The organism is Microbacterium sp. Y832 (genome assembly GCF_057669765.1).
This window is the reverse complement of record NZ_JBYHFM010000002.1, coordinates 368,142-390,424: the sequence shown is the minus strand read 5'-3', so window position 1 is coordinate 390,424 and position 22,283 is coordinate 368,142. Positions and strand designations below refer to the sequence as shown.

At 70.5% G+C, this 22,283-nt stretch carries 23 protein-coding genes; 15 read left to right on the top strand and 8 right to left on the bottom strand.

Annotated elements, in window-relative coordinates:
- Positions 1–4 precede the first annotated feature (4 nt).
- Together AC25YV_RS04680 and AC25YV_RS04675 are read left to right on the top strand one after the other, a co-directional pair.
- Positions 5–637 (top strand): hypothetical protein, encoded by a 633-nt coding sequence (locus AC25YV_RS04680; protein ID WP_488122673.1) that lies wholly within the window; start codon positions 5–7, stop codon positions 635–637.
- Positions 638–676: 39 nt separating this feature from the next.
- Positions 677–2,101 (top strand): glycosyltransferase, encoded by a 1,425-nt coding sequence (locus AC25YV_RS04675; RefSeq protein ID WP_488122672.1) that lies wholly within the window; start codon positions 677–679, stop codon positions 2,099–2,101.
- Here the strand turns inward: AC25YV_RS04675 and AC25YV_RS04670 are convergent.
- From AC25YV_RS04670 to AC25YV_RS04660, 3 genes are all read right to left on the bottom strand, one after another.
- Positions 2,093–3,367, bottom strand: a complete 1,275-nt coding sequence (locus AC25YV_RS04670) for a DNA polymerase domain-containing protein (protein WP_488122671.1) — start codon at positions 3,365–3,367, stop codon at positions 2,093–2,095. The two genes, AC25YV_RS04675 and AC25YV_RS04670, sit on opposite strands and share 9 nt — an antisense overlap.
- A gap of 57 nt (positions 3,368–3,424) precedes the next feature.
- Positions 3,425–4,048, bottom strand: a complete 624-nt coding sequence (locus tag AC25YV_RS04665; protein ID WP_488122670.1) for a hypothetical protein — start codon at positions 4,046–4,048, stop codon at positions 3,425–3,427.
- Positions 4,049–4,132: 84 nt separating this feature from the next.
- The gene (locus tag AC25YV_RS04660) at positions 4,133–5,035 is read right to left on the bottom strand and encodes a Bax inhibitor-1/YccA family protein (RefSeq protein WP_488122669.1); all 903 of its coding nucleotides are present in this window, start codon (positions 5,033–5,035) and stop codon (positions 4,133–4,135) included.
- Positions 5,036–5,159: 124 nt separating this feature from the next.
- Between AC25YV_RS04660 and AC25YV_RS04655 the strand changes: the two genes are divergently transcribed.
- The 3 genes from AC25YV_RS04655 to AC25YV_RS04645 are packed head-to-tail and all read left to right on the top strand — an operon-like array spanning position 5,160 to position 7,010.
- On the top strand, positions 5,160–6,197 hold the full coding sequence (locus tag AC25YV_RS04655; protein WP_488122668.1) for a glycerophosphodiester phosphodiesterase family protein: 1,038 nt from the start codon (positions 5,160–5,162) through the stop codon (positions 6,195–6,197).
- Positions 6,190–6,636 carry a fluoride efflux transporter FluC gene (locus tag AC25YV_RS04650; protein ID WP_488122667.1) on the top strand — a complete coding sequence of 149 codons (447 nt, stop codon included), beginning with the start codon at positions 6,190–6,192 and terminating at the stop codon, positions 6,634–6,636. Before AC25YV_RS04655 ends, AC25YV_RS04650 begins: the two co-directional genes overlap by 8 nt.
- Positions 6,633–7,010 (top strand): fluoride efflux transporter FluC, encoded by a 378-nt coding sequence (locus AC25YV_RS04645; protein WP_488122666.1) that lies wholly within the window; start codon positions 6,633–6,635, stop codon positions 7,008–7,010. The genes AC25YV_RS04650 and AC25YV_RS04645 overlap by 4 nt, the downstream gene beginning before the upstream one ends.
- A gap of 26 nt (positions 7,011–7,036) precedes the next feature.
- Here AC25YV_RS04645 and AC25YV_RS04640 read toward each other — a convergent pair whose 3' ends face one another.
- Positions 7,037–8,146: a carboxylate-amine ligase gene (locus AC25YV_RS04640; protein WP_488122665.1), complete on the bottom strand. Its 1,110-nt coding sequence runs from the start codon at positions 8,144–8,146 to the stop codon at positions 7,037–7,039.
- 171 nt (positions 8,147–8,317) lie between these two features.
- Here AC25YV_RS04640 and AC25YV_RS04635 point away from each other — a divergent pair, with 171 nt between their 5' ends.
- On the top strand, positions 8,318–9,151 hold the full coding sequence (locus AC25YV_RS04635; RefSeq protein WP_488122664.1) for a hypothetical protein: 834 nt from the start codon (positions 8,318–8,320) through the stop codon (positions 9,149–9,151).
- A 486-nt stretch (positions 9,152–9,637) separates the two neighbouring features.
- On the opposite strand, the gene AC25YV_RS04630 is transcribed toward AC25YV_RS04635, so the two are convergent.
- The 3 genes from AC25YV_RS04630 to AC25YV_RS04620 are packed head-to-tail and all read right to left on the bottom strand — an operon-like array spanning position 9,638 to position 12,241.
- Positions 9,638–10,822, bottom strand: coding sequence for an acetyl-CoA C-acetyltransferase (locus tag AC25YV_RS04630; RefSeq protein ID WP_488122663.1), 1,185 nt, complete (start codon positions 10,820–10,822; stop codon positions 9,638–9,640).
- Entirely contained in the window at positions 10,819–11,469 is a 651-nt protein-coding gene (locus AC25YV_RS04625) for a CoA transferase subunit B (protein ID WP_488122662.1), read from the bottom strand. Before AC25YV_RS04625 ends, AC25YV_RS04630 begins: the two co-directional genes overlap by 4 nt.
- 1 nt (position 11,470) lies before the next feature.
- On the bottom strand, positions 11,471–12,241 hold the full coding sequence (locus AC25YV_RS04620; protein WP_488122661.1) for a CoA transferase subunit A: 771 nt from the start codon (positions 12,239–12,241) through the stop codon (positions 11,471–11,473).
- A 108-nt stretch (positions 12,242–12,349) separates the two neighbouring features.
- On the opposite strand from AC25YV_RS04620, the gene AC25YV_RS04615 reads away from it, so the two are divergent.
- Positions 12,350–13,141, top strand: coding sequence for an IclR family transcriptional regulator (locus AC25YV_RS04615; RefSeq protein ID WP_488122660.1), 792 nt, complete (start codon positions 12,350–12,352; stop codon positions 13,139–13,141).
- 34 nt (positions 13,142–13,175) lie between these two features.
- On the opposite strand, the gene AC25YV_RS04610 is transcribed toward AC25YV_RS04615, so the two are convergent.
- Positions 13,176–14,132: an oxygenase MpaB family protein gene (locus tag AC25YV_RS04610; protein ID WP_488122659.1), complete on the bottom strand. Its 957-nt coding sequence runs from the start codon at positions 14,130–14,132 to the stop codon at positions 13,176–13,178.
- A gap of 84 nt (positions 14,133–14,216) precedes the next feature.
- Here AC25YV_RS04610 and AC25YV_RS04605 point away from each other — a divergent pair, with 84 nt between their 5' ends.
- From AC25YV_RS04605 to AC25YV_RS04570, 8 genes are read left to right on the top strand one after another with little or no spacing between them, the layout of a single operon-like run.
- Entirely contained in the window at positions 14,217–15,122 is a 906-nt protein-coding gene (locus tag AC25YV_RS04605; protein ID WP_488122658.1) for a dihydrodipicolinate synthase family protein, read from the top strand.
- A 26-nt stretch (positions 15,123–15,148) separates the two neighbouring features.
- Complete coding sequence (locus tag AC25YV_RS04600; RefSeq protein ID WP_488122657.1) at positions 15,149–16,150, top strand: proline racemase family protein; 1,002 nt, start codon at positions 15,149–15,151, stop codon at positions 16,148–16,150.
- Positions 16,147–17,115: an ornithine cyclodeaminase family protein gene (locus tag AC25YV_RS04595; protein WP_488122656.1), complete on the top strand. Its 969-nt coding sequence runs from the start codon at positions 16,147–16,149 to the stop codon at positions 17,113–17,115. The genes AC25YV_RS04600 and AC25YV_RS04595 overlap by 4 nt, the downstream gene beginning before the upstream one ends.
- Before the next feature lies 1 nt (position 17,116).
- The gene (locus AC25YV_RS04590; RefSeq protein ID WP_488122655.1) at positions 17,117–17,824 is read left to right on the top strand and encodes a GntR family transcriptional regulator; all 708 of its coding nucleotides are present in this window, start codon (positions 17,117–17,119) and stop codon (positions 17,822–17,824) included.
- On the top strand, positions 17,821–18,987 hold the full coding sequence (locus AC25YV_RS04585; RefSeq protein WP_488122654.1) for an NAD(P)/FAD-dependent oxidoreductase: 1,167 nt from the start codon (positions 17,821–17,823) through the stop codon (positions 18,985–18,987). Before AC25YV_RS04590 ends, AC25YV_RS04585 begins: the two co-directional genes overlap by 4 nt.
- Entirely contained in the window at positions 18,984–19,265 is a 282-nt protein-coding gene (locus AC25YV_RS04580) for a (2Fe-2S)-binding protein (protein ID WP_488122653.1), read from the top strand. Before AC25YV_RS04585 ends, AC25YV_RS04580 begins: the two co-directional genes overlap by 4 nt.
- Complete coding sequence (locus tag AC25YV_RS04575; protein ID WP_488122652.1) at positions 19,258–20,724, top strand: FAD-dependent oxidoreductase; 1,467 nt, start codon at positions 19,258–19,260, stop codon at positions 20,722–20,724. Before AC25YV_RS04580 ends, AC25YV_RS04575 begins: the two co-directional genes overlap by 8 nt.
- Positions 20,721–22,184: an aldehyde dehydrogenase (NADP(+)) gene (locus AC25YV_RS04570; protein WP_488122651.1), complete on the top strand. Its 1,464-nt coding sequence runs from the start codon at positions 20,721–20,723 to the stop codon at positions 22,182–22,184. The genes AC25YV_RS04575 and AC25YV_RS04570 overlap by 4 nt, the downstream gene beginning before the upstream one ends.
- Positions 22,185–22,283: the final 99 nt, after the last annotated feature.

Genomic DNA, 22,283 nt, shown 5'->3' with positions numbered 1-22,283 from the left:
GGACGTGCGCCTTCCCGGAGGCGACCGGCTCACGACGCGGCGCCTGCAGACGATCGGCATCGATCTGGGGACGGGCACCGGTGCCGAGCGGATGCACTGGCTGTTCGACGAGGCCTTCTCGGCGCCGGAGCGGCTGTCCGAGGCATTTCTGCGCCGCATCGAAGCGCTCACTCAGTACGTCGACAATCCGCTGTTCGCCGTGCTCCAGGAATCGATCTACGCCGACGGCAGCGGTGCGACGAACTGGGCGGCGCAGCGCGTGCGCGACGGACTGCCCGCGTTCGACCCGAGTGTGCGGCCGCTGCCCTTCACGGGCGAGATGTTCTTTCCGTGGATGTTCGACGAGATCGCATCGCTGCGTCCGTTCCGCGGTGCGGCCGAGGTCATTGCGCGGAAGGAAGAGCACACGCGGCTGTACGACCGCGATGTGCTCGCCGCCAACGAGGTGCCCGTGGCGGCTGCCGTCTACTACGACGACATGTACGTCGACCTCTCGTTCTCGCAGGAGACGGCGGAGTTCCTTCCGAACTGCCACCTCTGGGTCACGAACGAGTTCGAGCACGACGGCATCCGTCAGGATGGCGGCATCCTGCGCCGGCTGATCGACCGCGTCGCCGACGAGGGTGGCGTGCGCTGACCCGCTGACGTGGGCGCGAGGCTGCGAGAGGATGAGGGGGTGACCGAGTTCCCCGATGCCGAGTACGTCATCCTCTCCAGCCGGCTCATTCCGGACCTGGACGGCGGCTACACGCTCGCGACCCTCGCCCGCGCGCGCCAGATGGCGGCCGCGGGGGTGCACGGCGGACGTGGACCGCTGCTGCTGACGGTCGACCCCGGGTCACCGAGCGAGCACGCACGACACCGCGCGACGTTCGCCGGGCGCGACCTCGTCGTCGCGCCCGATCGCATGCGCAACCTGTTCGACGAGGCGGCCGACCCCCGCGGGGGTGCGGCGGCGTGGCTGCGTCGCGCCGCGCGCACGGGTGAGCGTGACCCCGCTCTGCGCTACCGCCTCGTGGCAGACGAGGAGGGGCGGCCCGTGGTGAGCCTTCCGGTCATCGCGGGCGACCCGGATTGGCACATCAGCGATGCGCCGGTCGTCGTGCATGATGCCGCCGGCGCTGACATCGGCGTGCTCGACGGCTTCGGCGCCCTCTATCGCGCGTGGCTCGCCGAGGTCGTCGCGCAGCTGCGCACCGATGACCCCGCGCGCGGCGTCGTCGTCATCTGCGAGTCGCGCCAGCTCGGCGAACTGCTCGCGGGGTGGGACGACCCCGCGGTGCGCCTGCTGCACACGATCCACACGGTGCACCTCGAGCCCCCGTACACGGCGGATGCCCCCGTCAACGCGCTGTGGGAGCGGTGGTTCACCCTCGCCGAGCGGTTCGACGCCGTGCTGTGGCCCACTCACGCGCAGCGCGCCGACGTCGCCGAGCGTTTCGGCGACGCGGGCGTGCACGTCGTCGTTCCGCATGGGGTGCCCGCGGTGGCGTCCGTTGCGCCGGACAGCGAGCGCGTGCCCGGCCGGGTCATCATGCTCAACCGGCTGGCCCCGGGAAAGCGCGTCGACCATGCCGTGCGGGCTTTCGCCCGTGTCGTCGAACGCGTGCCGGAGGCCCAGCTCGACATCTACGGGGACGGCACCGAGCACGAGCGTCTTCAGGCTCTCATAGACGAGCTCGGCCTCGTCGCGAACGTCGTCCTGCGGGGGACGACATACGACCCGGAGCGCGCCCTGCGCGCCGCGTCGGCGTACCTGTCGACGTCGGCGTACGAGGGTCAGGGCCTGTCGATCGTCGAGGCGCTCGCCGACGGCTGTCCCGTCGTCTCGTACGACGCGCCCTACGGTCCGCGTGAGCTGCTCGGACGGGGAGGGGGAGTGCTCGTGCCCGACGGGGACGTCGATGCGCTCGCCGAGGCTCTGACCCAGGTGCTGACCGACCCCGAGCTGCACCACCGCCTCGCCGTCGAAGGCACGCAGTCCGCCCGCGCGGTCGACCCCGAGCACGCCATGGCCGCGCTCGCCCAGGCGGCTCGCGACGTCCTCTCCCGCCCGAGCCGACGAATCCGGCATGCAGAGGAGAACCCCGGCTCAGTCTGACGGCCGCCCGACGCCAGGACCGCGGCCCGCCCACGGATCGTAATCGGCGATGAGCTGTTCCTGCGGCGGACGCTCGGGCTCGGGAACGTGCTGCAGGTTGATGCGCACGCGGTACCACAGCGAGCTCGATCCGCGCATGCCGTCGATGAGCACGTCGGCGGGGTGCAGCGCCTCAGCGACCTCGGGGTGTCGCCGTCTCCACTCGTCGAGGGCTTCCAGCGACTCGGGCTTCGTCTTCGTCCTGGCCACCTCGATGAGGGGCATGATCGAGCGGCGCCGGCCGTCGTCGCTGTCGCGCTTCGGAGGCTTCTCGGTGGGGCCGAGCTCGTCGGCCAGCCTCAGCAGAGCATCGAGCGAACCGATGGCGTCATCGATCCCGTTGTGCGGGTCACCGTGCTCGGCCACGTGCCGAGGCACCGTGAGCACGGTGAAATCCTCGGGCCAGCAGTCGCGCAGCTGATCCCACGTGAGCGGTGTCGACACCCGCGCATCGGGCACGGGGCGCACCGAGTACGCCGACGCGACGGTGCGGTCCTTCGCGTTCTGGTTGAAGTCGACGAAAACCCTCTCGCCGCGCTCCTCCTTCCACCACCGCGCCGTCGCGAGCCCGGGCGCGCGGTTCTCGACTTCGCGCGCCAGGGTCTCGGCCGCGCGCCGCACGCGTGCGTAGTCCCATTCCGGTGCGATGCGCACGAGGATGTGCAGACCGCGCGACCCGCTCGTCTTGGGCCAGCCGACCAGCCCCACGGCATCGAGCACATCGCGCGCCACGAAGGCCGTGTCGACGATCTGCGACCATCCGACGCCGCGGTCGGGCCCCTCTGCCGAGTACGACGAGGGAGGGTCGAGATCGATGCGCAGCTCATCGGGCCGGTCGAGATCGTCGGCTCGCACAGGGTGGGGATTGAGGTCGATGCATCCGAGGTTGACGATCCACGCCAGGCCCGCCGCATCGCGGATCACTGCTTCTTCGGCCGATCTTCCCGATGCGTACTGCAGGACGGCGGTGTCGATGAAGTCCGGGTGGTTCTCGGGCACGCGCTTCTGGAAGAACGGCTCGTGGGTGATGCCTTTCGGAAAGCGCTTGAGCACCATGGGGCGTCCGCCGGCGCCGCGCAGGGCTCCGTCGGCGACGGAGAGGTAGTAGCGCACGAGATCGAGTTTGGTGAGGCCGACGTCGGGGAAGATGACCTTCTCGGGGCTCGAGATGCGCACGTCATGACCGGCGATCTCGAGCGTCTCGGCGGTGGAGGCGGAGGGCGTCATGCGCGTCACGGTAGCGACGGCGGATGCGGGCGACCAGGGGGTTGCGCAGGCGCCCCATCAGATCAGGAGCAGCCCGCGCACGATGAGCCATGCCGTGAAGCCGAGTGAGGCGGCGGCCGCCAACGACAGGGCGACGCGGTGTCCGGTCGATCCGTCACCCGCGTGCCACGCGCGCGCGAGCACGACCACGAGCAGAACCGCCGCGGCGATCCCGACCATCGGCAGGATCACGAGCGGCCACAGTGCCCCGGGCGCACCCCGCTCGATCGACAGTGGATCGACGCGGGAGAACAGCACGAGGATCGCCGCAGCGTAGGCGACGTTCGCGGCGGCGGAGAGGGTCGCCGCGAGCACAGCGCCCTCGGGCGCGCGCCCGCGACGACGGGCGAGCCAGCTCAGGCCGTAGACGACGCCGTAGCCGACGGTCGCGAGCAGCCCCGCCAGCAGCAGGCCTCCGAGCGCGAGCCGCACCGGTGCATCCCGCAGCTCGCTTGCGAGACGCTCGGCGGGTGCGACCACGGCACCGCTCGCCGCTTCGTACGACGCGGCGAAGGCTGTCGCGACGTCCGGTGCGCGTTCGACGACAGGGGACAGGAGCGCCGGCGCGAGTGCGATCGCCGCGGCCAGAAGCAGGCCGCACACCGCGCGCATCCGACGGGACGGATGCTGCAGCGCACTCATGCCGTCACTATAGGCCGATCGGCGCCAGGAACGACGAAGGGGCCGCCCAGTGGGCGACCCCTTCGATGATGCAGATGATGCGTGCTAGTTGCTGCCGCGGATGATCGCGATGATGCGCAGGATCTCGACGTAGAGCCACACGACGGTGACCATGATTCCGAAGGCGCCGAGCCAGCCGTACTTGCGGGGCGCGCCGTTGCGGACGCCGCGCTGGATCGAATCGAAGTCGAGCACGAGCGAGTACGCCGCCATGATGACGACGAAGACGCCGATGATGACACCCCACGGAATGCCCAGCGGGCCTTCCAGGCTGCGCAGGCCGAAGGCTCCGCCGGCGATCGGGGCGTTGAAGACCATGAGACCGAGGTTCAGGAGCGAGAAGACGAGGTAGCCGAGCATCGCGATCATGAAGATCTTCGTCGCGCGCTTGGAGGCACGGATCTTGCCGCTCGCGAAGAGCGCCAACGTGACGCCGACGACCGACAGGGTGGCCAGCGTCGCCTGCAGCACGATGCCTTCGAACATCATCTCGAAGTAGGCCGAGATGCCTCCGACGAACAGACCCTGGAACGCCGCGTAGGCAGCGATGAGCGGCGGGCGGATCGTCTTGCGCGACGTGAAGATGACGACCATCGCGAGAACGAAGCCGCCCAGTGCGCCGACGATCCACGGAACGATCGTGGGCGACGGGTTGGCGACCGTCACGGGCGCCAACGTCCAGACCCAGCCGACGACGGCGGTGACAAGCAGGATCCCGAAGAGGCCGACCGTCTTCCAGATGGTGTCTTCGTACGACATCCGGTCGGTTTCGAGGGCTCCCGCGGCGGGGGCGGCATACATGCCCTCGAGCTGAGCCTGGTTCGCGGCGTTCACGCCCGCCTGCTGGGCGGAAGAGAGGGTCGCGGCCTGCTGCCCGCCGGGATAGGTGCGCACAGCGCGCTCATCCTGGAAGGCCGGATTATTGAAGGCGGGATTGTTGAGGGCCATTGCTCTCACACTCCAAAGTCATGGGTGGCATCATCGTGCTGTCGATCCACGATATCGGACGTATGCCGGGCACTGACCGTTGCACGCTGTGAGACGGCTACGAGCCCGGGGCTAGCCTGGAATCGTGTCGCGCCCTCTTCCGCTCGTCATCGGGCACCGCGGGGCGCCCGGGTATCGCCCCGAGCACTCCCGCTCGTCGTACGACCTCGCGCTCGCGATGGGAGTCGACGCCGTCGAGCCCGACATCGTCGTGTCGCGCGACGGCGTGCTCGTCGTGCGACACGAGAACGAGATCTCGACGACGACCGACGTCGCCGACCGGCCGGAGTTCGCCGATCGGCATACGTCGAAAACGGTCGACGGCGTCGAGCTCTCGGGATGGTTCACCGAGGACTTCACCGCCGAGGAGATATCGACGCTGCGATGCCGCGAGCGGCTGCCCGACCTGCGCCCCGCCAGCGCGACGTTCGATGACGAGCAGGCCGTGCTGCGGCTGCGTGACGTGCTCGATCTCGTTCGCGCCCGCTCGCTCGAGCAGGGGCGAGAGATAAGAGTGGTGCTCGAGATCAAGCACCCCACCTACTTCGGCTCACTCGGCTGGGATGTCGCGGAGCTCGTCGCGACGGAGCTCCGCGAAGCCGGGTGGGCCGGCGGTGAGCTGCCGCTCACGATCGAGTCGTTCGAGTCCACCGTGCTCGTGCGACTGCGCGAGTGGGGCATCCCGGCGACCTACATCTATCTTCTCGAGGCGACGGGCCGGCCCGTCGACCTCGTCGTCGCGGAGGGTGTGGACGCACCGACGTATCGGCAGACAGCCGCCCCCGACGGACTCGACCGGCTCGTCGGCGTCGTCGACGGCATCAGCGTGCACAAGCGCATGATCCTCGCGCCGGACAAGCTCGGGCGGCTGACAGGCCCCTCTCGCATCGTCTCGGATGCGCACGATCGCGGTCTGCGCGTCTATACGTGGACGTGCCGTCCCGAGAACGCCTTTCTCATCGGTCAGTTCAGGTCCGGTCCTCTGCGGTCCGCCTTCGGCGACTGGAGGGGGGAGTGGGCGGTGATCCGCGACGCCGGTGTCGACGGCGTCTTCGTGGACCACGCCGATCTCGGTGTCGACTTCTTCCGTGGCGGCGTGTCGACGGGTGGGCCGGGTGACTGATGGCGAGCGCAGGACCGCGCGGCCCCCGTTCGCACGGCCGCGGCTGATCCTGCTCGTCTTCGCCGGCGGCGTCATCGGCACGGCCGCGCGCGAAGCGATCGTCCTCGCGTTCCCGAGCGGGGGAGTGACGTGGGGTGTCCTGACCGTGAACCTGGTCGGGTCCTTCGCGCTCGGCTTCCTCGTGGCGTCGCTGGGTGCAGAAGAGACCGCGGCGCGGCGTGATGTGCGACTGTTCGTCGGCACCGGCGCGATCGGTGGTTTCACGACGTACAGCGCGCTCGCGACCGATGCCGTGCTGCTTGTGGAGACGCAGCCGCTCGTGGCGCTCGCGTACGCGCTCGGCAGCGTCGCGGCGGGTCTGGCGTGTGCTGCCGCGGGTCTCATGATCGCGGGGCGCATCTTCCGGGGGCGTCGGGCGTCGAACGAGGCGGCCGCATGACACCCGGACTGTTCCTGCTCGTGGCGGTCGGCGGAGGGCTCGGCGCGGCGTTGCGGTTCGTCGTCGACGGCCTCGTCATGCGTCGAGCGAGCGGACGGTTTCCCTGGGGCATCCTCGTCGTCAACTCCAGCGGATCACTGCTTCTGGGCCTTGCCACCGGGCTCGCAGATTCGGCGGTCCTTTCGACGCCGTGGCTGTTCATCCTGGGCGTGGGCGTGCTCGGGGGCTACACGACGTTCAGCACGGCGATGCTCGACACGGTGGCCCTGCTGCGACGGCGTGCCGCGTGGGGCGCCCTGCTCAACGCCGTCGGGATGCTCGCGATCACCGGGACGTTCGCCCTTGCGGGGCTCGTCCTCGGACGGGCCGTCTGACGGGCATCCCTTTCGAAGCAGCGCGATCAGGCGACGACCGCGGCGGACAGGGGGGTGGATGCCGGCAGTCTGACGAGCTCGGATCGGTACAGGTCGGCAAGCGCTGCGGGACCTGCCGCGAGCGCGTGCCGCTGCAGGTCGGCGCCCGTGCGGCCGGACGTGGCGTGGATGAGCAGGTCCTCGACGCTCGCGCGATCGAGCGGATCGTCGATGTGGGGGAGCACCAGGCGGTACAGCCCGCGCACCACCTGGGGTGCGGGGGCGGGGCGCCCCGTCGCGGGATCGACCAGCGTGGCACTCGTGCCGTACCGCGACGCATGCCACAGCGCGGCATCGAGCGAGACGGCTTCGTTGTCGTGCAGCTCATGTGTCGCCGCGAGTTCGGTCAGCGCGCGCACGAGCACGGCGAGTCCGATCGTCGACCATGCGTCGAGCTGCCCGTCGCACACGCGCACTTCGACCGTGGGATAACCCGGTGACAGGCGCGCGTTCCAGTTGATCGTTGCAGGGTCGCTCGTGGCGCCGATGCCCTGCAGAGCCGCGACCGTGTCGTCGTGGTGCGCGGCGTCGCGGAAGCGCGGCGGGATGCCGTACGTCGTCCAGCGTCGGCTGTGCACAGCGCGCCAGCTCGCGAAGCCCGTGTCGAGGCCCCGCCAGAACGGAGAGTTCGCCGACAGAGCGAGCAGAACAGGAAGCCAGGGGCGCAGCGCGTTGGATACGCGCACGCGCTCCTCGCGGTCCGCGATGCCGACGTGCACGTGCAGACCGTTGATCTGGTGATCGGTCGTGAGTCCGCCGATGTCTTCGCCGATACGCACGTAGCGCTCGTCGGCGGTGGGGGGTGTGTCGGCGGCGACGTCGAACGGTGTGCCGGTCGCGGCGGCGAGCACGCCGGCATCCCTCGCCCACTCGCCGAGCCGGCGGCGGAATCCACCGATCGCCTCGAGCGCATCAGCCGATGTGCGGCAGATCGGACTCGAGTACTCGAGCTGCGACGAGGAGAACTCCCTGTGGACGGCGCCGCCCACGGTGGCGGGCGCGAGGTCTCGGACCGCATCGGCGCCCAGGGGGACAGGGCGCAGGGTCTTCGGATCCAGCAGGACGTATTCCTCTTCGACACCGAGCGTCGCGGGCACACGGGCTCCTCTCGTCGGGGTCGTGGTGTGAACAGCCAACACCACGGGTGTTGCCGGAACAGGAGGCTTGACAGGAGCGAGATGTTCGGACAAGCGCCGGCTCAGCTGGGATCGGGGCGGCATCCCGGGCAGACTGGAGGACGGCCATCGCAGTTCACCCGGGAGTCGTCCATGTTCAGAAGAGTCACGTCCGTCCTTGCTGTTGCGGCGCTCGCAGCCCTTGCGGCGTTCACGCCCGTCAGTGCGGCGGCGACGATCCTCGTCGACGTGACGGCGAGCCCCGAGACGATCACGGTCGGGCAGACCTCGACGATCACGGCCACGGACCTCGGTCGCCCGGACTCGGTCTCGTTCGAGCTCGGCACCCCGACGGGTGGCCTGCTGGCGGCGGGCGGTGCATCGGGTGTGTCGATCGAGGTCGCCGCGAGCGGGGGCACCGCGCAAGCGGAGTTCACCGCGACCGAGGCGGGGACGTTCGAGATCCTGGTGATCGAGGGCGGCACGACTCTGGCCGCGACGTCGGTCGTCGTGACGGCACCGATCGAGACCGGACCGGGTGCCGCGACGATCGTCGCATCGCCCGAGACGATCGGGGTGGGCGAACGTGCGACCGTGGCCGCCGAGGGGCTGGGCGCGCTCGCCGAGGCGACGTTCGGTCTCGACGGGACGCCGGGCGGGCTGCTGTCGTACGAGTCGACGAGCGCCACGATCGTCGCGGTGCCCGTGGCAGGGGGCGGAGCGGCCGCCGAATTCACCGCGACCGAGCCCGGTGTCTTCACGATCACGGTGGGCGACGGCGAGACGGTGCTCGCGATGACCACCGTGACCGTCGACGAAACGCGTGCGACGCCGTCGTCGACGCCGAGCGCGACGCCCGCGACGGACGACGCCGAAACGGGTGCGGACAGCGGGTTTCCGTGGATCATCGTCGTGATCGTCGGCGCGCTCGTTGCGATCGGTGCTGTGGTGGCGTTCATGCTGGCGCGGCGCCGAAAGAGGACGTGACCGGCCTTTACACGCCAGATCGCGACGTGTCGACCCCTGGAACAGGGGTCGGGGATGTGCATATCGTTTCCTGTGTACCGGCCCGCGACGTCAGGGGCCGCCGGGTGTCCCCAGCACCGATGCCCGCCCCCAGCGGGCGCGCGGCGACTCCGGGCCGGCACCGGTCGTCCCGGACGGTCAGCGCCAACTGACTCGTCCGGGACGTCCGCCGTTAGGCGAGAAGTTCAGTGACCCCCAGTCCCCAGGACTCCCCATGCGACGGGGTGAAGAACAGATCCGCCAAGATCCCCCAGTGCCTTCAACCTCGTCTGGGAATGACGCTAACCTGCCCGCCAGTTTGGGGACAAGACGATTCGCGCAGTCCTTGGCAATTCCTGAGGTTTGACTTTTTCTGATGCCGATGCCCCGCTGTTGCGCGGGATTTCGGGCTCTCGGCTCGTGTTCTGTGCCGCGGTCCGCCCTGCGGCAGACCGCGGCACAGTGCGCTCAGCGGGTGAGGATGAGGGCGTCGCCCTGACCGCCACCGCCGCAGAGCGCGACCGCGGCGGTGCCGCCGCCGCGGCGGATGAGGTCGTGCACCGCGTGTACGACGAGCCGGTTGCCCGACGCGCCGATCGGGTGGCCGATCGCGATGCCGCCGCCGTGCGGGTTGACGATGTCGTCGGGCAGACCGAGTTCGGTCTGCGAGCGGGCGACGACCGCGCCGAAGGCCTCGTTGATCTCGACGAGGTCGAGATCGGACGCCTCGATGCCCTGCTTGGCCAGGGCCTTCTCGATCGCCCGCGCGGGCTGAGCGTGCAGCGAGTTGTCGGGCCCGGCGACCTGGCCGGAGGCGCCGACGACGGCGAGCACGTCCCATCCGTTCGCATCGGCGTGCGAGCGGGTCGTGAGCACGACGGCGGATGCACCGTCCGAGATCTGCGATGCGTTCCCGGCCGTGATCGACCCGTCCTTGGCGAAGGCGGGGCGCAGACCCGCGAGCGATTCGACGGTCGTGTCGGGTCGGATGCCCTCGTCCTTCGTCACGACGATGGGCTCTCCGCGGCGCTGGGGGATTTCGACCGGAACGATTTCGGCCTCGAAGATCCCCTCGTCGTACGCGGCGGCGGCGCGCTGGTGCGAGCGCGCTGCGACGGTGTCCTGCGCTTCGCGCGTGACGTCGAAGCGCTCGTTGTGGCGCTCGGTCGACGTGCCCATGCTCTCGTTGTCGTACGCGTCGGTGAGGCCGTCGTGCGCCATGTGGTCGAGCACCTCGACCGAGCCGTAGGTCCATCCGTCGCGCGAGCCCATGAGCAGGTGCGGCGAGCGGGTCATCGACTCCATCCCGGCTGCGACGGCGACCGTCGCGTCGCCGACGCGCAGCATCCGCGCGGCGTCGATGACGGCCGTGAGTCCCGAAAGGCACACCTTGTTGACGCTGCCGGCGTGGGCGTCCCAGCCGATGCCGGCGCCGACGGCGGCCTGTCGGGCGGCATTCTGACCGGACCCGGCGGGCAGCACCTGCCCGACGAGGACGGCATCGACGGCCGTGGCGGGGATGCCGCTCTTCTCGAGTGCGCCCTTGATCGCAAGCGATCCGAGCTGCGGGGCCGTGAGCGACGCGAGCTGGCCCTTGAGGCGGCCCTGCGGCGTGCGTGCGGCGGCGACGATGACGATGTCGTCGGTGTTCATGCGGGTGTCCCTTCGATCGCGATGGTGAGCTCGGGCTCGGTTGCAGCGACGACCTCGTCGACCGTGACGCCGGGGGCGGTCTCGATGAGCACGAGGCCGTCATCGGTCACATCGATGACGGCGAGGTCGGTGATGATGCGGTCGACGACGCCGCGACCGGTGAGGGGCAGCGAGCACTCCTCGACGATCTTGGCTGAGCCGTCGCGGGCGACGTGCTCCATGAGCACGATGACCTTACCCGCGCCGTGCACGAGATCCATCGCGCCGCCCGGGCCCTTCACCATCTTGCCGGGGATCATCCAGTTGGCGAGGTCTCCGCCGGCGGAGACCTGCATGGCGCCGAGGATGGCGGCGTCGATCTTGCCGCCGCGGATCATGCCGAAGCTCATCGCCGAGTCGAAGAACGCCGTGCCGGGAAGCGTCGTGACGGTCTCCTTGCCGGCGTTGATCAGGTCAGGGTCGACCTTGTCCTCCGTCGGGTAGGGGCCGACGCCGAGAATGCCGTTCTCGGACTGCAGGACGACCGTGATTCCCTCAGGGACGTAGTTCGGAACGAGCGTCGGAAGTCCGATCCCGAGGTTGACGTAGGCGCCGTCGGCGAGTTCGCGTGCCGCGCGGGCGGCCATTTCTTGACGAGTCAGTGCCATGTCAGTTTCCTTCGCTCACGGTCCGGCGCTCGATGCGCTTCTCGATGTCGGTGCCCACCTCGATGATGCGATGCACGTAGATGCCGGGGAGGTGGATGCTGTCGGGGTCGAGCTCGCCGGGCTCGACGAGCTCTTCGACCTGGGCGATGCAGACGCGACCGGCCATCGCGGCGAGCGGGTTGAAGTTGCGTGCCGCCTTGTTGAAGACGAGGTTGCCGTGCCGGTCGCCCTTGAGCGCGTGGACGAGCGAGTAGTCGGTCACGATCGCTTCTTCGAGCACGTACTCGCGCGGCTCGCCCGAGGTCTCGAACGTGCGGACATCCTTCGCGGGGGATGCCACGGCGATGCCGCCGTCGCCGTCGTACCGGCGGGGGAGCCCGCCCTTGGCGACCTGGGTGCCGACGCCCGTCTGTGTGTAGAACGCCGCGATGCCGGAGCCTCCGGCGCGGAGCTTCTCGGCGAGCGTTCCCTGCGGCGTGAGTTCGAGTTCGAGCTCACCCGAGAGGAACTGCCGCTCGAACTCCTTGTTCTCGCCGACGTACGACGAGGTCATCTTGCGGATGCGCTTGGCGTTCAGCAGCACGCCGAGCCCCCAGTCGTCGACGCCGCAGTTGTTGCTCACGATGCTGAGGTCGCCCGTGCCCTGCGCGAGCAGGGCCTCGATGAGGGCGATCGGGTTGCCCGAGAGGCCGAACCCGCCGACGGCGAGTGAGGCGCCGTCCGGGATGTCTGCGACCGCGGCTGCGGCCGATTCCCACGTCTTGTCGATCACGCGTGCTCCTTCGCTGTTGCCGTGCGTCCTTCCATCGTGCGTGCGCCCGCCCCGCTCCGTCGTGCCGTCGATTGTCATGTGGACCGTCGGCGGCGTATCGTCCATATCGTGGACATCGCGTCGAAGGCGTCGGTCCCGGGCGCGCAGTCCGTGGCTCGGGCAGCTCGCCTTCTGCGGCTCGTGACGCAGGCGGCGGACGACGGGATGCCGGTGGCCGAGCTGGCGAGACGCGCAGACCTCACGCGTCCGACGACGCATCGGCTGCTCGTCGCCCTGAAGCAGGAAGGGCTCGTCGACCAGGACGAGCAGACGGGGCGGTGGACGCCGGGACCGGAGCTCTATCTCATGGGGCAGGCCGCGGCATCCCGATACGACATCACATCGATCGCGCGCGACATCGTCCGGTCGCTCGCCGTGCGCACCGAGGAGAGCGCCTTTCTCTCCGTGCGCCACGGTGATGAGACGGTGTGCCTGCTGCGCGAAGAGGGCAGCTTTCCGATCCGCTCCTTCGTGCTCTCCGAGGGCGTGCGGTTCCCGCTCGGGGTCGCGTCGGCGGGGCTGGCGATCCTGTCGTTCCTTCCGCCTCACGATGTGGACGCGTATCTCGAGCGCCACCCCGAGATCGGCGAGCAGTGGGGCGCCGCGCACGGCGAGCCGCGCATGCGCGCGCGGCTGCGAGAGACGCAGGAGCGCGGGTACGCAGTCAATCCGGGACTCATCGTCGAGGGCAGCTACGGCATGGGGGCCGCGGTCTTCGCGCGCGACGGCCAGCCGCAGTGGGCGCTGAGCCTGACCGGTGTGCAGTTCCGCTTCGGCCCCGATCGTCTCGCAACGCTCGGTCGCACCCTGCTCGCGCACGCTCATCAGCTCACGTCGCGCCTCGTCGCATCGGGTCGGTGATTCCGTCCGCCGGGGTGTTATGCCCCGCGCGCCGTCAGCCCTCGCCCCGCTCGTGCCGCGCGCGCGGTTCTCCGGGCGTCACCGGCTCGGTCCTAGCGAGGCGGCGCAGGCGCTCGCGGGCGAAGTCCTGCGCGCGCGGCCCCGACCCCAGCGCGCGGGCCGAGACCGCGAGCACGACGCGCGTGAGCGTGATGACGGGAAACGGCGAACGGCGCAGGCCCAGAAGCTTTCGGTAGCGGCGGGGCAGGCTCGCGACGGCGGCGGCGAACAGCACCCGGTAGGCGATGCGCATCGACCCGGGAAAGGGGATGTTGCGCAGGAACCGCACGACGTCGTCGACGCGTTCGTCGCGGCGCAGCTCTTGGCGGTCCAGGTATCCGTCCATGCGTCGGCGCAGCTCGGCCTCGGTCTCGGGCGGGTCGGCGACGTGCATGAGACGGCCGGCCGTCGCCCATTCGCGGACGTAGGCGTCGGGACCGCCCGGGATGGGGCCGCCCCACCGCTCGTGAGCGCCGAGGAACGCCTCGGTGAAAGCGAGGTGCACCCACTCGACGAGATCGGCGTCGGACGCAGCGTAGGCGCGCGGTCCCGTCGTCGTCTCGTACGCGCCGCTCACGCGCTCGTGCATGCGCCCGACTCGGGCTGTCTCGCGCTGTGCCTGCTCGGTCGAGCCGTAGGTGACGCAGATGATCCAGCGCACGGTGCCCGCGAGACGGCCGATCGGGTCTTCGCGATACCGCGAGTAGTCGTGCACCCCGGCCATCGCGCCGGGGTGGAGGGCCTGGATGAGCAGCGCGCGGATGCCGGCGACGAAGGTGCCCAGTCCCTCGTGCACCGTCCAGACCGCACCGCCGTCGGAGAAGTATCCCGCGTCGTCGCCGTCAGCCAGGGCCCGCACCCACCCGGGTGTCCCCTGGGGGTGGCCCGACAAGGCGGTGAGCAACCGGGCGCGCAGGGGGGAGTGCGGCGGAGAGTCGTTTCGCCTGCGCATGTTTTCAGCGTGCCACGGCTGCATTGGACGTTGCCTGATCGACGCACTAGCATTGCAATTGTACCTAGCGGAAAAGGAACGCACATGACCGAACGCAAGCCGTGGCACGGTGTCAACCTCGCCACCACGCTCCCCTTCAACTCCGACTTCTCGGTGGACCACGATGCCTATGCGGAGCTCATCCGCTTCACGACCGACAACGGCGTCACCGGCATCATTCCGAACGGGTCGCTCGGCGAGTACCAGACGCTCACTGAAGAGGAACGTCGCCAGGTCTTCCTGACCGCCGTGGAGGCCGCCCCCGAGGGCGTCGTCGTCATCCCCGGCGTCGGTGCGTACGGTGCCCTGGAGAGCGTGCGTCTTGCTGAGCACGCCGCCGAGCACGGTGCTCCCGCCGTCATGCTGCTGCCGCCCAACGCGTACCGCGCGAGCGACGAAGAGGTCATGGACCACTTCCGTCGCGTCGGTGCCGTGGGCCTGCCGATCCTCGCCTACAACAACCCGCTCGACACCAAGGTCGACCTGCGCCCCGACCTGCTCGCACGCCTCTACGACGAGAACCTCATCGTCTCGGTCAAGGAGTTCTCGGGCGACGTGCGCAACGCGTACGCGATCCGCGAGCTCGCGCCGGGGCTCGACATCTCGATCGGCACCGACGATGTCGTCTTCGAGCTCGGCATCAACGGCGCCCGCGGCTGGGTCGCCGGCTACCCCAACGCCATCCCCCAGGCGACCGTCGAGCTCTACAACCTGTCCACCTCGGACGACCCGCAGGACTGGGTCAAGGCGCGGGAGATCTACCGCGATCTGCACCCGCTGCTGCGCTGGGACTCGAAGCCGCTGTTCGTGCAGGCCATCAAGCTGTCGCAGCAGGTCGCCGGCGTGCTGTCGAACACCACGACCCGCCCGCCCCGTCTGGCGCTGCCCGAAGAGATCCGCCTGCAGATCATCGCCGACACCGAGGCCGTTCTGGCCAAGGGCTACCGTTGATCCGACTCTGATCCCGAAGGACCATCATGCGCACGCAGCGTGTCTTCCACGCCGTCGACTCGCACACCGAGGGCATGCCCACCCGCGTCATCGTCGGCGGGGTGGGCGTGCTCCCCGGAGCGACGATGGAGGAGCGCCGACAGCGCTTCATGGCCGATAACGACGACATCCGCACGTTCCTCATGAACGAGCCGAGGGGTCACTCGGCGATGAGCGGGGCGATCCTGCAGCCGCCGACGCGTCCTGACGCGGACTGGGGCGTGCTCTACATCGAGGTCTCCGGGTGCCTGCCGATGTGCGGGCACGGCACGATCGGCGTCGCGACGGTGCTCGTCGAGACGGGCATGGTCCCGGTGACAGAGCCCGTCACGACGATCCGGCTCGACACCCCCGCGGGGCTCGTCATCGCCGATGTCGCCGTGACCGACGGCCACGCCGAGCGCGTGACGATCCGAAACGTCCCGTCGTTCGTCGTGGGTCTGGACTTGTCGGTCGACGTGCCCGGACTCGGCACCGTGAGCTACGACCTCGCGTTCGGCGGCAACTTCTACGCCATCGTCAACCTCGACAGCATCGGCCTGCCTTTCGACCGCGCGCACAAGGATGACCTGCTGCGCGCCGGGTTGGCGATCATGGCCGCCGTCGACGAGGTGAACATGCCGGTGCATCCGGTCGATCCGACGATCCGCGGATGCCACCATGTCTATCTCGAGGCGCCGGGTTCGACGGCGCAGCACTCGCGCCACGCGATGGCGATCTACCCCGGGTGGTTCGATCGGTCGCCGTGCGGCACCGGCACGAGCGCGCGCATGGCGCAGTTGCACGCCCGAGGGCTGCTGCCGCTTCACACCGACTTCGTCAACGAGTCGTTCATCGGCACGTCGTTCACCGGTCGCCTCGTCGAGGAGACATCGGTCGCGGGCATCCCGGCCGTGATCCCGACGATCACGGGTCGTGCGTGGGTGACCGGCACGGCGCAGTACATGCTCGACCCGTCGGATCCCTTCCCGAGGGGATTCCAGCTGTGAGGCTCATCGACGCCGCCACGATCGACCGCACGCTCACCCGGCGTGACGCCGTCGCCGCGATCGAAGACGCCCTGCGCTCGGGTTGGGGCATCGAGAACGACCACGAGCGGCTCTTCGCCCCCCTGGCGAAGGGCGAGTTCCTGCTCATGCCGTCGCAGTCCACGACGACGGCAGGCGTCAAGGTCGCCACGATCGCCCCCGACAACACCTCACTCGGCCTTCCGAAGATCCACGCGTGGTACCTGCTGTTCGATCGCGAGACGCTGCAGCCCATCGCCGTGCTCGACGGCACGCGTCTGACGACACTGCGCACCCCCGCCGCCACGGCGGTGGCGATCGCCCATCTGCTCGCCGCCGCACCCGGGGGCGCGCAGACCGGTCCCCTCCATCTCGCCGTCGTCGGGTCGGGACCACAGGCGATCGAGCACGTGCGGACGATCGCCGACACCGTCCCCGTCGGCCGCGTCTCGATCATCGGCCGCACGCCCGACCGCGTCGCCGCCGCCGTCGCCGACCTGCGCGCCGACGGTCTGATCGCGGATGCCGCCGAGCGCGGTGCGCTCCGCACCGCCGACGTCGTCGTGACCGCGACCTCGGCGACGAGCCCCGTCGTCGATCTCGCCGACGTGCGCGAGGAGGCCGTCGTCGCTGCGATCGGCTCGCATGGCACCGAGAACCGTGAGCTCGGCGCCGACCTCGTGCGCGCTGCCGACCTCGTCGTCGAAGCGCGCGGCTCGGCCTTCCGTGAGAACGGCAACCTCGCCGCTGCGCGCAGCGCCGCGGAGTGGGCCGCGGGGGAGCAGCCGGTCGCGAACCTCGCCGAGCTCGTGCGCGGCCAGGTCCGCCGCCGCGCCGGAGCACCCGCCGTCTACACCGGCGTCGGCATGGCGTGGGAAGACCTCGCCGTCGTGGAGAAGATCATGGAGGCCGTCGGCGGGCGTGAGCAGGGGTCGGAGGAGACCTGACATGAGCCTTCCCGAGAACCGGAATGTCGTCCGACTGAACAAGCAGCCGAGCATCCGCGACACGGTCACCCGTGCCCTGCGCTCGGCGATCATCAGCGGCGAGATGCAGCCCGGCCGGGTGTACTCCGCCCCCAGCCTCGGCGACGAGTTCGGCGTCTCGGCGACCCCGATCCGTGAGGCGATGCTCGACCTCGCCCGTGAAGGGCTCGTCGTGGCGCTGCCCAATCGCGGGTTCCAGGTGACCGAGGTCTCATCGCGCGATCTGCACGAAGTCACCGAGCTGCGACTGCTGCTCGAGCCGCCGGCGATCGAGCGTGCGACGCCGTTCGTGCCCGAATCGGCTTTCCCCGAGCTGCGCGCGCAGTCCGCTGCGATCATCCGCGGAGCCGAGTCGGGGGATCTGATCGACTACCTCACGGCCGACAGCGACTTCCATCTCGCGCTGCTGCAGTATGCCGGCAACACCCGACTCACCGAACTCGTCGCCTCGCTGCGTTCGCAGACGCGCCTGTTCGGTCTCTCTGGTCTGCGGGAGCAGGGCCGACTCGTCGCCTCGGCCCGCGAGCACGACGCGATGCTCGACGCCATCGAGGCACGCGATGCCGTCCGCGCGCGAGAGCTCGTGCACGCCCATATCGAGCATGTTCTGACCGACTGGTCCGGTGACGGAACCGGTCCGGACCAGGGCGCCGCGGTGTCGGCTTCATGACCGCGCCCGCCGAACGGGCTGACGTCCTCATCATCGGAGCGGGGATCATCGGCGCCGCTGTCGCCTATTTCGCGGCATCCGCGGGCCTGTCCGTCACGGTCATCGAGCGCGGTTCGATCGCGTCGGGCACGACGAGCCGGTGCGAAGGCAACCTGCTCGTCTCTGACAAAGAGGTCGGCCCCGAGCTCGAGCTGTCGCTCTATTCGCAGACGCTGTGGCGCGGCGAGCTGGCCGCGCACGCCGCCGACTGGGAGTTCGAGTCGAAGGGCGGGCTCGTCGTCTCGTCGAGCGCACGGGGCAAGACCGCGCTCGACGCCCTGTGCGTGCATCAGCGCAGTCTGGGTATCCGCGTCGACGACGTGCCCGACATCGCCGGGCTGCACGGCATCGAGCCGTACCTCAACCCCGAGATGGTCGGCGGTGCGTTCTACCCCGACGACGCGCAGGTGCAGCCCATCCTCGCGGCGCATCACCTGCTGCGGCTCGCGCGCGATCGGGGGGCGCAGCTGCTGACCCACACCGAGGTCACCGGCATCCGTGTCGTGAAGGGCCGGGCGGTCGGCGTCGAGACCCCCGCGGGGCGGATCGACGGCGGTGCCGTCATCGTCTGCGCGGGACCCTGGAGCGGCGAGGTCGCTGCCCTCGCGGGCGTGCGGGTGCCGGTCCTGCCGCGTCGCGGGTTCGTGCTCGTGACCGAGCCGGTGCCCGTCACGGTGAACCACAAGGTCTATTCGGCGTCGTACGTCGAGAACGTCGCGAGCTCGGATGCGGGGCTGCAGGTCTCGTCGGTCGTCGAAGGCACGCCGAGCGGCACGATCCTGATGGGAGCAAGCCGCGAGCGGGTCGGGTTCGACACGTCGTTCTCGGCTGAGGCCGTCGGTCGCGTCGCCCGCGCGGGAACCGAGCTGTTCCCCGTGCTCGCCGACGTGCAGATCATGCGCACCTACTCTGGCTTTCGCCCGTACTGCCCCGACCACCTGCCGATCATCGGAGAGGACGCGCGGATGCCGGGACTGTGGCACGCCGCGGGCCACGAAGGCGCCGGGATCGGTCTCTCGGTGGGGACGGCGAAGCTGCTCGTGCAGTCGCTGTGCGGTGAGACGACCGACATGTCGCTCGAGCCCTTCCGCCCGCACCGCTTCGACGAGAGGAGCGCGGCATGACCGGGCCCGAGCTGACGTTCGACGGCGCACCCGTGCCCTTTCGGGAGGGACAGACGGTCGGCGCTGCTCTGACAGCTGCGGGCATCTCGTCGTGGCGGGCGACCCGCGGTCGCGGAGAGCCGCGCGGGCTCTTCTGCGGCATCGGCGTGTGCTTCGACTGCCTGCTCACGGTCGACGAACGCCGTGCGCAGCGCGCCTGCGTCACGCCCGCCCGCGACGGACAGATCGTGCGCAGCGATGACCCGGCCCGGCCGCTTCCGGGAGCGAACCATGACTGACGCGATCTTCGATCTCGCCGTCATCGGGGCGGGGCCGGCGGGGCTGTCGGCCGCCGTCGCGGCCGCCGAGCGGGGTCTGCGCGTCGCCCTCATCGACGCGGGGGAGCAGACGGGCGGGCAGTACTGGCGCCACCCCGATGAGCGGCATCCGGAATCGTTCGCCCTTCCCGAATCGACCGGACACCACCACTGGGGTCACTACACCGACCTGCGTGCGCGGCTGGGACGCGCCGTCGCTGATGGCCGCATCGTCCACGTCGCGGGACGCCAGGTGTGGCGCGTCGATCGAGACGCGAGCTTCGTGCTGCGAACGACGCCCGTAGCGGGCGCAGACACCGTGCCGCCCGCCGAGCGCGAGGTGCGCGCACAGCGGATCGTGCTGGCGACGGGCGCCTACGACCGGCAGGTGCCGATTCCCGGCTGGACCCTGCCGGGAGTCATGGCCGCCGGCGGCGTGCAGGCTCTCGTGAAGGCGAACCAGGTCGTCGCGGGGCGTCGCGCCGTCGTCGCCGGTACGGGGCCTTTCCTGCTCTCCGTCGCGGCCGGCCTCGCCGAGGCCGGGGTCGAGGTCGTCGCGGTGTGCGACGCGAATGCCCTCTCGCGCTGGGCTCGCACGCCGTTGCGAGCGATGCAGGAGCCCGGCAAGCTGCTCGAGGGCGTCGCCTATGCGGCGACGTTCGTGCGCAACCGGATCCCCCTGCGCACCCGCACAGTCGTCACCGCCGTCCGCGGCGAAGGGCGCGCGCGCGAGGCGGTCCTCGCCCGCGTCGATGCGCGGGGACGGGTGCGTCCCGGCACGGAGCGCACGGTTGCCGCCGATCTCATCGCGGTCGGCTGGGGCTTCACGCCGCAGCTCGAACTCGCGGTCGGGCTGGGGCTCGCAACGCGCGTCGACGTCGATGCGTCGCTCGTGGCCGAAGCCGACGCAGACCAGCGTTCGAGCGTCGCCGGTGTCTACGTCGCCGGTGAGGTCACCGGCATCGGCGGCGCCGTGCAGTCGTGCGCCGAGGGTGAACTCGCCGCGCTCACGGCCGCGTGCGACGCGGGCCGCCCCGACGATTCCCGTGCGCGTCGCCGACTGCGCCGCCGCATCGCGCGCGGGCGCCGTTTCGCCGCGGGGATGCACCAGGCTTCGCCCGTGCCCGCCGACTGGGCGACGTGGCTCGCCGATGACACCCTCGTGTGCCGCTGCGAAGAGGTCGACGCCGCCGCAGTGCGCGCGACGGTGCACTCGCTCGGCGCCGACGATCCGCGCGACGTGCGGGTGACCGCTCGACCCGGCATGGGCATGTGTCAGGGTCGGGTGTGCGGCTTCGCGCTCTCGTGCCTCGTCGGTGCCGAGTCGGGCCGCACCCCGGCCGCCGCCGACCTCGAACATCTCGCCAAGCGCCCCGTGGGGATTCCCCTGCGGGTCGCCGACCTCGCCGAAATCGCCGACGCAAAGGACTCACACCCATGACCGTTCCCGTCACCGCCCCCGCCGACGTCGACTCCATCGTCGAGCGTGCCGCCGCGGCATCCGCCCTGTGGAAGAACTCGACGGTCGCCGAGCGCGTGCGCGCCCTGAACGCCGTCGCCGATGCCCTCGACGCGCACGCCGACGAGCTCGTGCCGATCGCGCAGAGCGAGACGAACCTCGCCGAGGCGCGTCTGCGCGGCGAGCTCAAGCGCACGACGTTCCAGCTGCGCCTGTTCGGCGAGGTGCTCGAAGAGGGCACGTGGCGGGATGCGCGCATCGACCACGCCGACGCCGACTGGCCCATGGGGGCTCCGCGCCCCGACCTGCGCCGCCAGCTCGAGGCCATCGGCCCCGTCGTGATGTTCGCGGCGAGCAACTTCCCCTTCGCGTTCTCGGTCGCCGGGGGTGACACCGCGAGCGCGCTCGCAGCGGGCAACGCGGTTGTCGTCAAGGCTCACCGCGGTCACCCGGCACTGTCGGTCGCGACGACGCGCGTCGTCCGTGACGCCCTCGCCTCCGTCGACGCCCCCGAGGGCCTGTTCGACACCGTCTACGGCACCGAAGCGGGTGTGCGGGCGCTCAAGGCGCCGCAGATCCAGGCGGCCGCATTCACCGGATCGATCGCGGGCGGGCGCACGCTGTTCGACATCGCGGCGGGGCGTGAGCAGCCGATCCCGTTCTTCGGTGAGCTCGGCAGCGTCAACCCGGCCTTCGTGACGCGGTCCGCCGCGCGCGACCGCGCCGAATCCATCGCGACGGAGTTCCTCGCCTCGGTCACCGGGAGCGCGGGTCAGCTGTGCACGAAGCCCGGCGTGCTGCTCGTGCCGGCAGACTCCGACCTCGAGTCGCTCTTCGCCGGCGCGTCGCTCCCTGCCCCCGCGGCCCTGCTGAACCCCGGCATCGCCGACGGCTTCCGCGCCGCCGTCGACCAGGCGGTCGGGCGCGACGACGTCTCGGTGCTCGTGGGCACGCCCTCCGCCGAGGGGGACCCGGCACCGGTGCTCCTCAAGACGACGGCAGCCGCCCTGCGCTCGGACCCCGAGGGACTCATCTCCGAGATGTTCGGCCCCGCCGCGCTCGTGGCAACGTACGACGACGAGTCCGAGCTCGTCGAGGTGGCTGCCGTGCTCGACGGTCAGCTGACGGCGACCATCATCGGCGAGCCCGACGACGCCGTCGCGGGCGAGCTCATCCCGATCCTCGCGACCAAGGCCGGACGCGTGCTGTGGAACCAGTGGCCGACCGGCGTCTCGGTGACGTGGGCGCAGCAGCACGGCGGTCCGTACCCCGCCACGACGGCCGTGGGCACGACCTCGGTCGGCGCCGCGGCGATCACGCGATTCCTGCGCCCCGTGTCGTACCAGAACGTGCCCGACGCGCTTCTGCCCGCCGCTCTGCAGGAGGCCAACCCCCTCGGCATCCCGCGTCGCGTCGACGGAGTGTTCACGCCCGCGTCCTGACGCGGGCTGCGGGGGGTTGCGTCGCGGCGTTGGGGTCCGTGGCATCCGCTTCCTTTGCCTCCAACCGCTCGCCCGAGGCGCGTGGCGAGCAGTTCGGGG

What these genes read in the sequence shown, in the direction of transcription:
- AC25YV_RS04670 (WP_488122671.1), bottom strand. Translation starts at nt 3,367, where the DNA reads ATGACGCCCTCCGCCTCCACCGCCGAGACGCTCGAGATCGCCGGTCAT.
- AC25YV_RS04665 (WP_488122670.1), bottom strand. Translation starts at nt 4,048, where the DNA reads ATGAGTGCGCTGCAGCATCCGTCCCGTCGGATGCGCGCGGTGTGCGGC.
- AC25YV_RS04660 (WP_488122669.1), bottom strand. Translation starts at nt 5,035, where the DNA reads ATGGCCCTCAACAATCCCGCCTTCAATAATCCGGCCTTCCAGGATGAG.
- AC25YV_RS04645 (WP_488122666.1), top strand. Translation starts at nt 6,633, where the DNA reads ATGACACCCGGACTGTTCCTGCTCGTGGCGGTCGGCGGAGGGCTCGGC.
- AC25YV_RS04635 (WP_488122664.1), top strand. Translation starts at nt 8,318, where the DNA reads ATGTTCAGAAGAGTCACGTCCGTCCTTGCTGTTGCGGCGCTCGCAGCC.
- AC25YV_RS04630 (WP_488122663.1), bottom strand. Translation starts at nt 10,822, where the DNA reads ATGAACACCGACGACATCGTCATCGTCGCCGCCGCACGCACGCCGCAG.
- AC25YV_RS04625 (WP_488122662.1), bottom strand. Translation starts at nt 11,469, where the DNA reads ATGGCACTGACTCGTCAAGAAATGGCCGCCCGCGCGGCACGCGAACTC.
- AC25YV_RS04610 (WP_488122659.1), bottom strand. Translation starts at nt 14,132, where the DNA reads ATGCGCAGGCGAAACGACTCTCCGCCGCACTCCCCCCTGCGCGCCCGG.
- AC25YV_RS04605 (WP_488122658.1), top strand. Translation starts at nt 14,217, where the DNA reads ATGACCGAACGCAAGCCGTGGCACGGTGTCAACCTCGCCACCACGCTC.
- AC25YV_RS04600 (WP_488122657.1), top strand. Translation starts at nt 15,149, where the DNA reads ATGCGCACGCAGCGTGTCTTCCACGCCGTCGACTCGCACACCGAGGGC.
- AC25YV_RS04590 (WP_488122655.1), top strand. Translation starts at nt 17,117, where the DNA reads ATGAGCCTTCCCGAGAACCGGAATGTCGTCCGACTGAACAAGCAGCCG.
- AC25YV_RS04585 (WP_488122654.1), top strand. Translation starts at nt 17,821, where the DNA reads ATGACCGCGCCCGCCGAACGGGCTGACGTCCTCATCATCGGAGCGGGG.
- AC25YV_RS04580 (WP_488122653.1), top strand. Translation starts at nt 18,984, where the DNA reads ATGACCGGGCCCGAGCTGACGTTCGACGGCGCACCCGTGCCCTTTCGG.
- AC25YV_RS04575 (WP_488122652.1), top strand. Translation starts at nt 19,258, where the DNA reads ATGACTGACGCGATCTTCGATCTCGCCGTCATCGGGGCGGGGCCGGCG.
- AC25YV_RS04570 (WP_488122651.1), top strand. Translation starts at nt 20,721, where the DNA reads ATGACCGTTCCCGTCACCGCCCCCGCCGACGTCGACTCCATCGTCGAG.